Source organism: Caulobacter sp. GW821-FHT09A05, from assembly GCF_059418465.1.
Window position 1 is genome coordinate 1 of sequence record NZ_JBWKPX010000034.1, and the last position, 14,569, is coordinate 14,569.

The 14,569-nt window shown below is 69.9% G+C and carries 11 protein-coding genes; 4 read left to right on the forward strand and 7 right to left on the reverse strand.

The genetic code is table 11. From position 1 onward, the window contains the following. Window positions 1–108: 108 nt before the first annotated feature. Window positions 109–1,869, reverse strand: coding sequence for a class I adenylate-forming enzyme family protein (locus tag AC07NX_RS22645; RefSeq protein WP_494644894.1), 1,761 nt, complete (start codon window positions 1,867–1,869; stop codon window positions 109–111). 349 nt (window positions 1,870–2,218) lie between these two features. Here AC07NX_RS22645 and AC07NX_RS22650 point away from each other — a divergent pair, with 349 nt between their 5' ends. Continuing rightward, window positions 2,219–3,451: a serine hydrolase domain-containing protein gene (locus AC07NX_RS22650; RefSeq protein WP_494644896.1), complete on the forward strand. Its 1,233-nt coding sequence runs from the start codon at window positions 2,219–2,221 to the stop codon at window positions 3,449–3,451. Window positions 3,452–3,578: 127 nt separating this feature from the next. Continuing rightward, a complete protein-coding gene (locus tag AC07NX_RS22655; RefSeq protein ID WP_494644898.1) occupies window positions 3,579–3,983 on the forward strand; it encodes a hypothetical protein in 405 nt (134 codons plus the stop codon). A gap of 91 nt (window positions 3,984–4,074) precedes the next feature. Here AC07NX_RS22655 and AC07NX_RS22660 read toward each other — a convergent pair whose 3' ends face one another. The 5 genes from AC07NX_RS22660 to AC07NX_RS22680 all read right to left on the reverse strand — a co-directional run bounded on the left by AC07NX_RS22660 (window position 4,075) and on the right by AC07NX_RS22680 (window position 11,304). Further along, on the reverse strand, window positions 4,075–6,798 hold the full coding sequence (locus AC07NX_RS22660; RefSeq protein ID WP_494644900.1) for a valine--tRNA ligase: 2,724 nt from the start codon (window positions 6,796–6,798) through the stop codon (window positions 4,075–4,077). A gap of 144 nt (window positions 6,799–6,942) precedes the next feature. Continuing rightward, window positions 6,943–7,473, reverse strand: coding sequence for a pole-organizing protein PopZ (gene popZ / locus AC07NX_RS22665; protein WP_494644902.1), 531 nt, complete (start codon window positions 7,471–7,473; stop codon window positions 6,943–6,945). A 119-nt stretch (window positions 7,474–7,592) separates the two neighbouring features. Beyond that, entirely contained in the window at window positions 7,593–9,107 is a 1,515-nt protein-coding gene (locus AC07NX_RS22670; protein WP_494644904.1) for a TolC family outer membrane protein, read from the reverse strand. A 135-nt stretch (window positions 9,108–9,242) separates the two neighbouring features. After that, the gene (locus AC07NX_RS22675; RefSeq protein WP_494644906.1) at window positions 9,243–9,815 is read right to left on the reverse strand and encodes a protein-L-isoaspartate O-methyltransferase family protein; all 573 of its coding nucleotides are present in this window, start codon (window positions 9,813–9,815) and stop codon (window positions 9,243–9,245) included. 109 nt (window positions 9,816–9,924) lie between these two features. Next, window positions 9,925–11,304, reverse strand: a complete 1,380-nt coding sequence (locus tag AC07NX_RS22680; protein WP_494644908.1) for a DUF6880 family protein — start codon at window positions 11,302–11,304, stop codon at window positions 9,925–9,927. 400 nt (window positions 11,305–11,704) lie between these two features. On the opposite strand from AC07NX_RS22680, the gene AC07NX_RS22685 reads away from it, so the two are divergent. Both AC07NX_RS22685 and AC07NX_RS22690 read left to right on the forward strand, forming a co-directional pair. Next, window positions 11,705–12,151, forward strand: a complete 447-nt coding sequence (locus tag AC07NX_RS22685; protein WP_494644910.1) for an RrF2 family transcriptional regulator — start codon at window positions 11,705–11,707, stop codon at window positions 12,149–12,151. Beyond that, window positions 12,144–13,049, forward strand: a complete 906-nt coding sequence (locus AC07NX_RS22690) for an NAD(P)/FAD-dependent oxidoreductase (protein WP_494644912.1) — start codon at window positions 12,144–12,146, stop codon at window positions 13,047–13,049. Before AC07NX_RS22685 ends, AC07NX_RS22690 begins: the two co-directional genes overlap by 8 nt. Here AC07NX_RS22690 and AC07NX_RS22695 read toward each other — a convergent pair. After that, entirely contained in the window at window positions 13,046–14,560 is a 1,515-nt protein-coding gene (locus AC07NX_RS22695) for a tryptophan halogenase family protein (RefSeq protein WP_494644914.1), read from the reverse strand. The genes AC07NX_RS22690 and AC07NX_RS22695 overlap by 4 nt on opposite strands. Window positions 14,561–14,569: the final 9 nt, after the last annotated feature.

Here is a 14,569-nt window from a genome sequence, read left to right on the forward strand (position 1 = left end):
CCAGAGCCTCCGCCTCACAAAGCAGACACCCTCAGAATCCCGTTCGGATCAAAAATCCATATGCGATTCCCCTGCCCACGGGGGGAGGGTCTTGAACTCGGGCATCCTCTACCCCTCGACGAACACTTTCTTCAGCTCGTTCTTCATGATCTTGCCGTTGGCGTTGCGCGGCAGGGTCTCGGGCCAGAACAGCACCCTGACCGGCACCTTGAAGGCGGCCAGGCGGTCAGCGACAAAGGCGCGCAGCTCGGCCTCGGTGGCCCCGGCGCCAGGCTTCAGCGTCACCACGGCGGCCGGCTCCTCGCCCAGGGTCTTGTGAGGAATGCCGACCAGGGCGGCGTCCATCACCGCCGGGTGGTCGTACAGCAGGTTCTCGACCTCGATGCAGTAGATGTTCTCGCCGCCCCGGATCAGCATGTCCTTGGCCCGGTCGATGATGTAGCAGAAGCCCTCCTCGTCCAGCCGCGCCAGGTCGCCGGTGCGCACCCAGCCGTCGACGAAGGTCTGGGCGGTGGCCTCGGGCTTGTTCCAGTAGCCCTTCACCACCTGCGGCCCCTTGCACCACAGCTCGCCGACCTCGCCGATCGGCAGCTCGCGATACGGGGCCTCCAGGGTCATGATCTTCAGGTCGGTGACCGGCACGGCCGGGCCGCAGCTGTCGGGCCGGTTCTCGTAGTCTTCCGCCGAGTTGCTGGTGGCGGTGGCCGAGGTCTCGGTCATGCCCCAGCCGTTGCCCGGCAGGGACTTGGGCCAGATCTCCTTGATCTTGCGCACCAGTTCGGGGGCCGAGGGCGCACCGCCATAGGCCACGGTCTCCAGCGACGACAGGTCGTAGTTGGGACGGCTGGGGTGCTCGATGATCTGCCAGGCGATGGTCGGCACCCCGCCCATCTGGGTCAGCTTCTCGTCCTGGATCAGCTGCATGGCCTTTTCCGGGTCCCACTTGCGGATCATGGCCAGCTTGGCGCCGCCGAACAGCGAGGGGTTCATCACCGCGAAGCAGCCGGTGGCGTGGAAGAAGGGCACCGAGACCAGCGAGCCCTTCTGCGGCAGGCTGGGATCGGGCTGGGGCGGGATCTCGCCGCGTCGCAGATAGCCGCGGGCCGTCGCCGCGGCGGTGGCGAAGATGTTGCTGTTGACGTTGCGGTGGGTGCCCAGGGCCCCCTTCGGCTTCCCGGTCGTGCCGGAGGTGTAGAAGATCGTCGCGTCGTCTTCGGGCCCCAGCGCGACGGTCGACAGCGGCTTCTCGTCCAGCTTGATCCAGTCGTTGGGGCAGCCGATCACGCTCTCCAGACGCTTGACGTAGGGGTGGGCGATCTCTTCGCGGGAGCGGCTGACATAGACCCGCTTGAGGTCGGGGCAGTTGTGCAGGTGCTCGGCCAGGCGCTCGAAGCGCTCGACATCCATCACCGCCACCGAGGCGCCGCTGTCGACCAGGCCGTATTCCAGCTCCTGGCCGGTCCACCAGGCGTTCAGCGGGGTCAGGATCGCGCCCAGCGACAGGCCGGCATAGAAGGCCACCGGCCATTCGGGCAGGTTGCGCATGACCAGGGCCACCCGGTCGCCCTTCTTGACGCCGGCCGTCTCCAGTTCGGCGGCGAACACCGTCACGGCGCGGTAGAAGGCCTCGAAGCTGACCCGCTCGTCCTCGTGGACCAGATAGATCTTGTCGCCGTGGGTGCGGCCGACCAGCAGGGTGTCGCGCAGGGTCGGCGGGCAGTGCTTCCACACCCTCGTCTTCACGCCGCGAATCTCGATCTCCTCCATCTCGCCGGGCGAGCCTGGGGCGGTGATCAGGGCGTAGGCCTGTTTCACCGACATGGCGGGCCAGGGGATCGTGGGGGCGGACGCTGCGGCGGCCTGGGTCATCGTTACTCTCCCGGTATGTGTCGCGCTTCGCTGGCCGAGCACGTTTCCTCAAGGAGAAAGCACAGGCCGAGGCGGGATGCAAACGTCCGTTCGAACCTAAGGGAACAATGATAAGTTAGGGTGGGACCGTGCGGGTCTGGCCGGCGCCGCTGGCCCCCTCCGGCCCTTCGGGCCACCTCCCCCAGAGGGAGAGGATCTAGCACAGCGTAGCTGCTCCCCCCTCTGGGGGAGCTGTCGGCGAAGCCGACTGAGGGGGCCTTTCGCGGCGCGATCTCCTGTCCTCGCGAGCGCGACTTGCCGCGTCGCGGGGATCGCCCTACGTCAGGTCGCCAAGACAGGGAGTCGCCGCATGCGTCCGTGGATCTCGAGCCTCGCCGTCGCCGCCAGCCTGGCCCTGGCCTCTCCCGGCTTGGCCGCGCCGCCCGCGGCTCCGGCCCTCGCCGTCGCGCCCGACGCGGCCCTGGCCGCCCGGCTGGACAAGGTGGTCGACACCGCCCTGGCCGAGCACCGGCTGGTCGGGACCGTCGTGCTGGTCGCCCGCGACGGCAAGCTGGTCTACCACCGCGCCGCCGGCCTGGCCGACCGCGAGGCCGGCCGCTCGATGCGCGAGGACGCCATCTTCCGCTTCTCGTCGGTGACCAAGCCGTTCGTCAGCGTGGCGGTGATGAAGCTGGTCGAGGACGACAAGCTGAACCTCGACGATCCGGTGACGAAATGGCTGCCGGACTTCAAGCCGAAGCTGGCCGACGGGACCGCGCCGGTGATCACCCTGCGCCAGCTTCTGACCCACACCAGCGGCCTGACCTACGGCCTGGCCGAGACGTCGTCGCATCCCTATCACACCCTGGGCGTCTCGGACGGGATCGACCTGTCGGGGATCAGCCTGGACGAGAACATGCGCCGCCTGGGCCAAGCGCCCCTGGCCTTCCCGCCCGGCTCGCGCTGGCGCTATTCGCTGGCCATCGACGTGCTGGGCTCGGTGGTCGAGAAGGCGACGGGCGAGCCCCTGCCCCAGGTCGTGGCCGAGACCGTCACGACGCCGCTGGGCCTGGCCGACGCCGGCTTCGTGGCCCGCGATCCGGCCCGGCTGGCGACGCCCTATGTCAACGCCCAGCCCCTGCCGACCCGGATGACCGACAACCAGGACGTCTCGCTGGGCGCCACGGCCGTGCGCTTCGCGCCCAGCCGCGCCACGGACAAGACCGCCTTCCCGTCCGGCGGCGCGGGCATGGTCGGCACGGCCGGCGACGTGCTGGCCCTGCTGGAGACCGTGCGCAAGGGCGGCGCGCCGATCCTGAAGGCCTCGACGGTGGCCGAGATGACGAAGGACCAGGTCGGCCCGCAGGCGGCCACCCAGGGCCCCGGCTGGGGCTTCGGCTATGGCTGGGCGGTGCTGGACGACCCGGCCGTCGCCAGGACCCCGCAGGCCGCCGGAACGCTGGCCTGGGGCGGGGTCTACGGCCACAACTGGTTCGTCGACGGCAAGAACGGCCTGACCGTGGTGATCATGACCAACACCGCCTTCGAGGGCATGAACGGCCCCTTCACCAGCCAGGTGCGCGACGCGGTCTACGGGCGCTGAACAGGGCGCTTGGGCGAACCGCGTTCGGAAACGGACCCATTTTGACCGCATCAGCGTCCAGCCGACGCCCCATTGTCACGTCAGCGTAACGGAACGTCGGGGGACGTTTCGACAGATGGGAAACCGCATGCGTTCATTTCTGACCCTCGGCGCCGCCGCCGTAGCCCTCGCCATCGCCGCCCCGGCCCTGGCCCAGACCACGACTCCGACCGCCCCGGCTCAGGACCCGGCGGCGGCGGCCCCGGCCCAGGATTCCACCACGGCCCCGACCGGAACCTCGGCGTCCACCTCCGCGACCGCCGCCGCGCCGGTCACCGCCGGCCAGCCGGTCAAGGACAACACCGGCGCCACGATCGGCACCGTCGCCGAGGTCAAGCCGGACGCGTCCGGCAAGACGATGGCGGCCATCAAGATGGACGACAAGACCTTCGCCGTGGACGTCGCCAACCTGGCCGTCCGCGACGGCGCCACCCTGATCAACGCCAGCAAGGCCGAGATCGAGGGCATGCTGGGCGGCGCGAAGAAGCAGTAGCGCTTCGGGCGCCGAGGGGACGCACGCTCAGCCAGGAGCTTTCGCCAAGCTGGCCGAGGCCTTGCCGTGAGCGTGCGTCGCCCGCCGAGCCCTACCCCACCGCCTCCAGCCGCGCCAAGGCCGCTTCCAGCTTGGCCTTGGCGGCCTCCGCCTCGGCCAGGCGTTCGCGGTTCTCCTCGACGACCTCTTCCTTGGCCCGGGCCAGGAAGTCGGGATTGTTGAGCTTCTTTCCCGTCTTCTCGATCTCGCCGACATGGCCGGCGATCTCCTTGGCCAGGCGGGCCTTTTCCGCCGAGAGGTCGATGAACTCGGCGATGGCCAGGGCGCCGGTCGCCTCGCCCAGCACGATCGGGACCGAGCCCGTCGGGGCCGCGTCGGCCTCGCGGGCGCTGTCCAGCCGGGCCAGGCTGAGCAGCAGGTCGCGGTGGCGGGCCAGGCGGCCCTTGGTCTCGGCGTTGGCGCCGATCACCGACAGCGGCGGCTTGGCGCCCGGCGGCACGTTCATCTCGGCGCGGATCGAGCGGATCTCGCCGACCGTGTCGACCAGCCAGCCGATCTCGGCCTCGGCGTCCGCGTCGATCCAGGCTTCCGGCAGGTCCGGCCACTTCTCGACGATCAGCAGGCCTTCGCGGGGCGCGCCGAACTCGGCGGTCTTGTCCCACAGTTCCTCGGTGATGAACGGCATGACCGGGTGCAGGAGCTTCAAGATCACATCCAGCGCCCAGGCGGCCGTGGCGCGGGTCTCGGCCTTGGCCTCGGCGTCGTCGCCATTGAGGATCGGCTTGGCCAGCTCGACGTACCAGTCGCAGAACACGTTCCAGATGAACTTGTAGAGCGCGTCGGCGGCGTCGCTGAAGGCCGGGGCCTCCAGGGCCCGCGTCACCTCCGCGGCGGTCTTGACCGTCTCGCCGCGGATCCACTTGTTGATCGGCTGCTTGACGGTCGACGGGTCGAAGCCCTCGACGCGGACGCACTCGTTCATCTGGGCGAAGCGCGAGGCGTTCCACAGCTTGGTGCCGAAGTTGCGGTAACCCTCGATGCGCTGCTTGGAAAGCTTGATGTCGCGGGCCTGGCCCGACATCGCCGTCAGGGTGAAGCGCACCGCGTCGCAGCCCAGCTCGTCGATCAGGACCAGCGGGTCCATGACGTTGCCCTTGGACTTGCTCATCTTGGCGCCCTTCTCGTCGCGGACGAGGGCGTTGATGAACACCTGCTTGAACGGGACCTCGCCCATGAAGTGGATGCCCATCATCATCATCCGGGCCACCCAGAAGAAGATGATGTCGAAGCCGGTGACCAGGGTGCTGGTCGGGTAGAACTGGGCCAGGTCCTGCGTCTTCTCCGGCCAGCCCAGGGTCGAGAACGGCCACAGGGCCGAGCTGAACCAGGTGTCGAGGACGTCCTCGTCGCGCTTCAGGGCCGGGGCCTCGTCGCCATAGTGCAGGATGGCGGCGGCCAGGGCCTCCTCCTCGGTCTCCTCGACGAAGATGTGGCCGTCCGGCCCGAACCAGGCCGGGATCCGGTGGCCCCACCACAGCTGGCGCGAGACGCACCAGGGCTCGATGTTGCGCAGCCACTCGAAATAGGTCTTTTCCCAGTGCCGGGGCTCGAAGACCGTGGCCCCCTCCTCCACCGCCTTCAGGGCCGGTTGAGCGAGGGTCTTGGCGTCGACGTACCACTGGTCGGTCAGGTAGGGCTCGATGACCACGCCCGAGCGGTCGCCGTGCGGGACCATGTGCCGGGTCTTCTCGATCTCGCGCAGCCAGCCGTCTTCCTCGGCCCTGGCGACGATCGCCTTGCGGGCCGCGAAGCGGTCCAGGCCGCGATAGGCCTCGGGGACCTCGTCGTTCAGCCGCGCGTCGGGCGTCAGGATATTGATCGCCGGCAGGCCGTGGCGCTTGCCCACGCCGAAGTCGTTGAAGTCGTGGGCCGGGGTGATCTTGACCGCGCCCGAGCCCTTGGTCGGGTCGGCGTAGTCGTCGGCGACGATCGGGATGCGGCGGCCGACGATCGGCAGGACCACGTCCTTGCCGACCAGGTCCTTGTAGCGTTCGTCCGACGGATGGACGGCCACGGCGGTGTCGCCCAGCATGGTCTCCGGCCGCGTGGTGGCCACGACGATGAAGTCGCGGGTCTCGAACTGCGTCGGCTCGCCCTCGTCGTCGAAGGCGACCGGATACTGGAAGGTCACGCCGTCGGCCAGCGGATAGGCGAAATGCCAGTAGTGGCCGTCGACCTCCTTCTGCTCGACCTCGAGGTCGGAGATGGCGGTCTGGAACTGCGGGTCCCAGTTGACCAGGCGCTTGTCGCGATAGAGCAGGTTCTGCTTGTAGAGCTGGACGAACACCTTGCGGACGGCGGCCGACAGGCCCTCGTCCAGGGTGAAGCGCTCGCGCGACCAGTCGCAGCTGGCGCCCAGGCGGCGCAGCTGGTTGGTGATCGCCCCGCCGCTCTCGGCCTTCCATTCCCAGACCTTCTCGACGAAGGCCTCGCGGCCCATCTCGCGGCGGCCGATGTTGCCGACGGCGGCCAGCTGGCGCTCGACGACCATCTGGGTGGCGATGCCGGCATGGTCGGTGCCCGGCAGCCACAGGGCCGACTTGCCCCGCATGCGGTGGAAGCGGGTCAGCACGTCCTGCAGCGTGTTGTTCAGCGCGTGGCCGATGTGCAGGCTGCCCGTGACGTTCGGCGGCGGGATGACGATCGTGAACGCCTCGGCGCCCGGCGCCTGGCTGGGCTTGAAGGCCCCAGAGGCCTCCCAGGCGGCGTACAGGCGGGGCTCGACGGATTTGGGATCGAAGGTCTTTTCAAGCATGGCGCGGTGGGTATGCCATCTGCGGCCGCCGGACGAAACCGTGGGCCTTGGTTCAACTGGGATTTTAGGACGGAAAAAGGCGGCCGCCGGAGCGACCGCCTTTGATTTTTCGTGGGCCGCCGCCCAGGAGGCGAGGCCGCGCCGCTATACCCCGCGTCCGCGGGCGATGCGGTGGACCTCTTCCTCGACCTTGGCCTCGACGATGCGCGGCAGGTTCTGGTCCAGCCATTCCTTGAGCAGCGGGCGCAGCAGTTCGCGCACGACGTCCTCCAGGGTGCGGCCGTCCTTGGGCATCAGCAGGGCCGAGCTGAGGCTGCCGAACGCGCTGGCGGCCAGGCCGGCGGCGTGGTCGCCCACCAGGTTATCGGCCACTTCCTCGCGCGAGAACACCGGCGCGGGGGCCGGCTCGGGCGGAGGCGGCGGCGTGGGCTCGGGTTCGGGCTCGGGTTCCGGCGAATAGACGTCGATGTCGCCCAGGCTCTCGACCGGCGCGGGCGGCTCGATCGGGTCGGTCAGTTCCAGGACGTCGTCCTCGGCCGGAGCCTCCTCGACGGGCGCGGGCTCCGGTTCGGGCGCCGCAGCGGCCTCCGCCGGCGCGTCATCTTCCGAGATGATGCGTCGGATGGAGGCGAGGATCTCCTCCATCGTCGGTTCTTGGGGGCTCTGGTCGGACATGTGTGGGGCCGTCTCGAAGAGGGTACGAATCCTGGAACGCCCAGGCCGGGCGCTTACCGCGATGGTGCAGACTTGCGCCGGTTAAGCAAGCTCAAGCATCATCGGCGCTTCAATTCGCCCTATTTGCCGGCCGGCGCGGGCGCGTTCCTGACCGCCGTCGACGGGGCGCCGACCTTGTCGATCACCTGGACGACGGGCTCCCAGGGCACCCAGCCGAAGGCGTGGTTGACCTTGTTGTACGACTTGACCGGATCGTAGCGCTCGACCTCGGGGGTCAGGTTGGCGACGTTCAGCACTCCCATGGCCTGCAGCACGCTGGCGCTGGCCACGTACTCGTCGCGGCGGGCCACCACCAGGGCGACCTCGGCGTTGGCCAGCTCCAACTGGGCGTTCAGCACGTCCAGGGTGGTGCGCAGGCCGACCTGCTGCTCCTGGCGCACGCCTTCGAAGGCGATCTTGGTGGCCCGGACCTGCTCCTCGTTCGAGACCAGGTTGGCGCGCGAGGCCAGCAGGTTGTTCCAGGCGGTGGAGATCTGCTGCAGGGCCGAGCGCTGGGCGCTCTCGACCGCGATGCGGGCGGCGTTCTCGCGCTCCTTGGCGGCGCGGACCTGCGAGGCGTTCAGGCCGCCGGTGAAGATCGGCACCGAGGCGGTGACCGAGCCGGTCAGGGCGCGGTCGAACTCGTTGAACTGCGAACCGACGCCATTGGCCCGGCTGGCGTCGACGTCGTAGCCGGCGCGCGCCGACACCGAGGGGCGATAGGCGGCCTTGGCCAGGGCGACGCGGGCCGCGGCGGCCTGCTGGGCGTAGCGGGCGGCCTGGATCTGCGGGTTGTTCTTGTCGACCAGGTCGAAGGCCTGCTCGACGCTGGCGGGCAGCAGGGGGGCCAGGGACGGCTCTGGCGTCAGGTCGGTCGGGTTCTGGCCGACCACGGCGGCGTAGGCCGCGCGGCTGGCGGCCAGCAGGGCTTGGGTCGACGACAAGCTGGCGCGGGCCGCGGCCAGGCGGGCTTCGGATTGGGCCACGTCGGTGCGGGTGATCTCGCCGACCTCGAAGCGCGCCTTGGATTCCTCCAGCTGACGGGTCAGGACGGTGACGTTCTCCTGGGCGATGCGCAGGCGTTCCTGGTCGCGCCGAACGTCGACATAGCTCTGGATGACGCTGCCCAGAACCGACTGCTCGACGCTGCGCAGGTCCTCGCGACCAGCCAGCACGTCGGCCTCGGCGGCGGTCAAGTTGGCCGTGGCGCGACCGCCCGTGTAGAGCGGCTGGGCCAGCGCCAGGCCAGCGCCGCTACCACGGCGCTTGTCGGTGTCGCGGTAGGTCGTGACCAGTTGCCCGTTGACCACCGTGGTGCCCGTGGCGACCGGGTCGGCCAGGTGCGTCTCCGAAGCGCTGACGCTGACCGAACCGTTCAGGGTGGGCCGGAACGCCGTCTTGGCCTGGACCACGCCCTCGTCGGTGACGCGCTGGTTGGCGCGCTGGCCCTGCAGGGTGGGGTTGGTCTGGTAGGCCAGGGCCAGGGCGTCGGCCAGGGTCTCGGCCCGCGCGGCGGAGACCAGGCCCGCCATGAGGCCCATGCTGCAAGCGGCGGCCAGCAAAGCGGCCCGACGGCTATTCGACATCAACTTCATTCCCCACGAAACCCCTGGCCAGACCCGGCGCGACGCCCGCACCCTGTATGACCGGCTGTAAGGCGCGAGACCACAGGCCGCTAGTTAAGCTTTTTTCACGCAAACGTTGCGCTTCAGCTTTCTGGACCCAAGTGGTCAGAACGCAAAGCCCTGTTCAACGGTGAAGCCCGCCAACATCGGCGGGGTGGCGTCGAAAACCGCGCGACGGCCCACGCCGTCCTCGGCCCGAACATAGATCACGGCGCGTCCGACCGGGCCTTCCCGCTCGATCACCGCCAAGCGGCCGCCCTGGGCCAGGGCCCTGGTCCAGCTGTCCGGAGCCCGCGGCACGGCGCCTTCGCAGATGACGACGTCATAGCCCGAGCCCGGCACGGCGGTCAGGTCGTCACCGTCCAGGCGGGTGACCACCAGGCCCATCTGCTCGAGCACGGCGGCGGCGTAGGGGGCGGCGATGGCCAGGGCCTTGTCGCCCTCGCGCGGACGCAGGTGCTGCAGCAGCTTGCCCACCTCGCGCGGGCGCAGCAGCCAGCGCCCGGGGGCGTATTCGACGTCGGCGTCGGCATAGGCCAGATAGCCCTTGCCGGCCGGCACGCAGGCCTCGCGCGCCACGACGCGCAGGGCGTCCTGCAGGGGCAGATCGGTGACGTCGGCCGTGCGGATCTGGCTTTCGACCATGTTCAGGCGCGCGGCCGCGAAATCGGAGCTCATGGAATCCCTCGAAGGGCTGGAATTTTCAGGCCGCTTATAGGTCCGCCGCTCGGTTCTAGGCAATCGAGGGTTTTTACTAGCGAGACTGTAGAATGCCGCCGAGACCGCCTCACCACCGCCGATAGCCCGCGACCCGCGCGGCGAAAGCGTCGGCGTCCTCGTGACCGTCCCAGTCGGCGATGGCCGGGGCCAGGGAGGCGGCCTCCAGCAGCTGCTGCTGGGCGTCCTTGTAGCGGGCCGTGCGGGCGTAGCGGGCGGTGTCCAGGATCATCGCCCGCAACAACAGCGTGGCGGCCAGCGGATGGCGGCCCTCGATGGCGCGCGCGGCGGGCTCCAGCAGTTCCGGACGGTCGCCGTCCAGGTCGCCGGCGCGGCGCAGCACCAGGCGCGCGGCGCGGTCCCAGGCCGGCCAGCGGACCAGGAAGTCGAGCGCCGCGTGGACGTCGTGGAAGTCCTCGGCGTGGGTCAGGGCCCTGTCCTCGGCCTCGACGTCGTCGAAATCGGGCAGGCGCTTGAGGTAGTCGCGCAGCCGCTCGACCGACAGGCCGCGCTCGAAGCTGGTCCAGCGCATGTCCTGGGCCAGGTCGCCCTGCCCGCGCGCCTCCAGCACTTCGATATAGGCGTCCTCCCAGTCCAGGGCGCCGGGGCCGGGCAAGGTCGGACGGCCCAGAACCGTCCCGACCAGTTGGACGAACGAGCCCGGCGTCGAGCGGTCCAGCGCCGCGACGGCCTCGTCCAGCCGGCCCGCCGCCGCCAGGCGCCGGGCGATCTGCGCCCCGATCGGCGGCAGCACGGCCTGGGAGTCGGTGAACTGGGCGATGTAGCCGTCGACGTCGCCCTGGGCGTCGGCCAGCACCTGGACGGCGGCCTTCAGCGCGCCGCTGACCCGCTTCTGCCCAGCCATGGTCGTCTCGACCTGGGCCCGGAGCAGGGCCACGCCCGCCGCGCCCAGCGCCGGCAGGGCGTTCTTCAGCACCCGTGGCCCCAGCCCCGCGCGGCCATGCAGCAGCAGGTCCAGAAGCTGGTCGCCCAAGGCGCGCGGGTCGGACAGGGCCTTGGCCGCGATCGCCGCCACGTCGTCGACGGCCGCGTCGAACACCGCCTCGATCTCGCCCTTGGCGTCGGCGGTGCGGTGCGACACGCCCTCGGCCAGGCCCAGGAACCGCAGCATCATCGGCAAGGCCAGGGTCGCGTCCAGTTCGGCCAGCCGCCCCGCGATCAGGGCGCGCTGCATGTCCAGCTCGCGGACGAACTCCTTGTGCTTGCGCCAGTGGATGCGCGCCCGGCTGTCGGCGATGGCGTCCAGGCGCTTGGCCAGCTCGGCGGCGAGATCTTCGGGCCCGATCTCGCCGGCCAGCTCCAGGCGCAGCCGCCGCTTGATCTGGGCGTGGCCCTCGGCGACGTCGATCAGCAGTTCGGCCAGCCGCTCGGCGCCCAGGGCGGCCAGGTTGGCCGTCGTCAGGGTCTTCTTCGAGCCCGTGCGCTTCACCGTCGCCAGAGGTGTTCTCCTGTCCCATCCCAGCCGGCGCGGCCGAGTCGCCGCGGCCGCCGCCACACCCTAGCACGACCGTTCCGGCGGGTGACCGGACGGCCGATCTTCGTCCAGGGACCGACGCCCGACCGCTGGATCCCCCTGCGGATCTCGCCCTCGGTGACCGCCCCGCCCTCGACCGCGAACGGCTGATGGCGGCGACCTTTTCCCGGTCCCTGACCTGCCGCATCGCTGGCGGCGGACCGGTCAGGATCGCGGCCTGCACCCTCGCCGGGGCGACCGCTGGAGGCCCTACTGGCCGAACCCGCGACGATCACGGAGGCCAAGAACTGGCGCTGACGGCGTAATTCCCGCCGGCCCCTTGCACCGCGAGGCTTCATGTAACATCTATAATTACATGAAACCGAACAGCCGCCTCTCCGTCGCCTTGCACGTGCTGCTGCACATGGCCCAGCGCGACAATCCCATGACCTCCGAAGAGATGGCCGCCTGCGCCGGGACCAACCCGGTGGTCATCCGCCGGACCTTCGCGGGCCTGCGCGAGGCCGGAATCGTTGCTTCCGCCAAGGGCCACGGCGGCGGCTGGCGGCTCGGCCGCTCGCTCCGCGAGGTCAGCCTCGCCCAGGTCCAGGACGCCTTGGGCGAACAGATCGTCGCCCTGGGCAAGGCCGAGGAAATGCCCGACTGCGCCATCGAGAAGGCGGTCAACGCCGCACTCGACGAAGCCGTGACCGAGGCCCGAGCCCTGCTGGCCCGCAAGCTGGCCACCCTTTCGCTGGCCGACCTGTTCGACGGCCTCGACACCGCCCGCATTCCCCAACCCAAGGATCATCATTATGCTTGACGTGGTCGTCGTTGGCGGCAGCTTCGCCGGTCTCTCCGCCGCCATGCAGTTGGCCCGCGCCCGCCGCTCGGTCCTGGTGGTCGACGCCGGCCTGCCGCGCAACCGTTTCGCCGACGCCTCGCACGGCTTCCTGGGCCAGGATGGCAAGGCGCCGGCCAGGATCATGCGCGAGGCCGCCTGCCAGGTGGCGGCCTATCCGACCGCCGAGATCGTGCAGGGCGAGGCCTACAGCGCCGAAGCCGCGCCGGGAGGCTTTTCCGTGACGCTGACGGGCGGTCGACGGGTCCTGGCCAGGCGGCTGATCCTGGCCACCGGCGTCGCCGACATCCTCCCCGACCTGCCCGGTCTCAAGCAACGCTGGGGCGCCAGCGTGCTGCACTGCCCCTATTGCCATGGCTACGAGCACCGCGACCGGCCGCTGGGCGTGCTGGCCGGCCACCCGATGTCGGCCCACCAGGCGGCGCTGATCCCGGACTGGGGCCCCACCACCCTGTTCACCCAGGGCCTGTTCGAGCCCGATGACGAGCAGCGGGCCCTGCTGGACGCGCGGGGCGTCGCCATCGAGCGCACGCCTGTCGCCGCCCTGCTGGGCGACGCCCTCGACCTGGAGGCGGTGCGCCTGGAAGACGGCCGCGTCCTGCCTCTCAACGGCCTGTTCGTCGCGCCCGCCCAGCGGATGGCCAGCCCCCTGGCCGAAAGGCTGGGCTGCGCCTTCGACGAGGGTCCGCTGGGCCCGATCATCCGCACCGACGCCTGGAAGGCTACCACCGTGCCGGGCGTCTTCGCGGCGGGCGACGCGGCGCGCCCGATGCAGAACGCAACCCTGGCCTCGGCTGACGGCGTCCTGGCCGGCGTCGCCGCCCACCAGTCGCTGGTGAAGGCCGCCCTAGCCGCCTAGGCCGAGCGCCTGAAAGGCGCGGCTGGACAATGGGTTCTCAGGAACTCTTCATGACTGGGCAGGGTCGCCACGAAATCGGCCAGCATGGGCGCGGACTTGTCCATCAGGTTCATGATCACGCTCAGCGGGATGCGGTCGACCAGCTGCTGGTAGCGGTCGGGCCGCACGCCCATGCCCTCCATCACCGACTGCCAGCTGGGGGCGCGGAACATGTCGTCGACGCCGTCGCGCAGCACCCCGGCCGCCTTGAACAGCGCCATGCGCTCGCGAAGGCTCTCGGGCGGGACCACCTTCTGGTAGTCGCGCCAGAACGGCGTGTCGTCGCGCCGGGTGGTCACGTAGTGCAGGACGATGAAGTCGCGGATCTCCTCGTAGTCGGCGACCATCCGGCGATTGTACTCGGCCGCCAGGATCGGGTCGGCGTCCATGTCGGGCATGAAGCGCAGCAAATAGTCCATGCCCTTGTAGATCAGGTGCAGGGCGGTGGATTCCAGCGGCTCGATGAAGCCGCACGACAGGCCAATGGACACCACGTTCCGGACCCAGGGCCGCTCGCGCACGCCGGTCTTGAACGGGATGACGTTGGGCCCCAGCACGACCTCGCCCTGAACCTGGCGCATCAGGGTGGCGATCGCCTCGTCGTCGCTCAGATACTTGCTGGCATAGACATAGCCATTGCCCGAGCGGTGCTGCAGCGGGATGCGCCAGCGCCAACCGAAGTCCTGGGCCTGGACCAGGGTGTAGGGATGCGGCGCGCCGACGTTCTCGGTCTGGACGGCGATGGCCCGGTCGCACAGCAGCACATCGCCCCAGTCGCGGAACGGCTCGCCCAGGGTCTTGCCGATCAGCAGGGCGCGGAAGCCCGAACAGTCGATGAAGAAGTCGCCGGCCACCTCGCGACCGTCCTTCAGGATCACCTTCTGGACGCCACCGTCCGGGCGGGTCGCCACCTCGGTGACAATGCCCTCGGTGCGCTTGACGCCGCGCGCCTCGGCGAACCTGCGCAGGTACAGGGCCACCAGCCGCGCATCGACGTGCAGGGCGTAGTTGGCGTTGGCGATCATCGTCCGCTGGGCCTTGGACGGCAGCATGAACTTGCCGGCCTCGGCCATCACCGAGGCCGGGGCGAAGTCCTGCAGCTTCGACGGATGGCCGTTCTGCTTGGCCCGCAGCCAGCACTGGTAGAACTCGTTGACCTCCAGCGGCCCGCCGATCTGGCCGAACGGGTGATAGTAGACGTCGCCCTTCTCCAGCCAGTTCTCAAACCGGATGCCCAGCTTGAAGGCGGCCTGGGTTTCCTGAATGAAGTCCTGCTCGTTGATCCCCAGGGTGCGGATCAGCTGGAGGAACGGCGGGATGGTCGATTCCCCCACCCCGATCGTGCCGATCTCCTCGGATTCGACCAGCTCGACCGCCGTCGGCCCGTTCTGGAAATAGTGGCTGAGCATGGCCGCGCAGATCCAGCCGGCCGAGCCGCCGCCGACGATGACGATCTTGTTCAGGTGGGCCATCTCTAGGGT

Bases quoted from the DNA above. Each gene is read 5' to 3' on its own strand.
- AC07NX_RS22645 (WP_494644894.1), bottom strand. From the start codon at position 1,869: ATGACCCAGGCCGCCGCAGCGTCCGCCCCCACGATCCCCTGGCCCGCC.
- AC07NX_RS22650 (WP_494644896.1), top strand. From the start codon at position 2,219: ATGCGTCCGTGGATCTCGAGCCTCGCCGTCGCCGCCAGCCTGGCCCTG.
- AC07NX_RS22655 (WP_494644898.1), top strand. From the start codon at position 3,579: ATGCGTTCATTTCTGACCCTCGGCGCCGCCGCCGTAGCCCTCGCCATC.
- AC07NX_RS22660 (WP_494644900.1), bottom strand. From the start codon at position 6,798: ATGCTTGAAAAGACCTTCGATCCCAAATCCGTCGAGCCCCGCCTGTAC.
- popZ (WP_494644902.1), bottom strand. From the start codon at position 7,473: ATGTCCGACCAGAGCCCCCAAGAACCGACGATGGAGGAGATCCTCGCC.
- AC07NX_RS22670 (WP_494644904.1), bottom strand. From the start codon at position 9,107: ATGAAGTTGATGTCGAATAGCCGTCGGGCCGCTTTGCTGGCCGCCGCT.
- AC07NX_RS22675 (WP_494644906.1), bottom strand. From the start codon at position 9,815: ATGAGCTCCGATTTCGCGGCCGCGCGCCTGAACATGGTCGAAAGCCAG.
- AC07NX_RS22685 (WP_494644910.1), top strand. From the start codon at position 11,705: ATGAAACCGAACAGCCGCCTCTCCGTCGCCTTGCACGTGCTGCTGCAC.
- AC07NX_RS22690 (WP_494644912.1), top strand. From the start codon at position 12,144: ATGCTTGACGTGGTCGTCGTTGGCGGCAGCTTCGCCGGTCTCTCCGCC.
- AC07NX_RS22695 (WP_494644914.1), bottom strand. From the start codon at position 14,560: ATGGCCCACCTGAACAAGATCGTCATCGTCGGCGGCGGCTCGGCCGGC.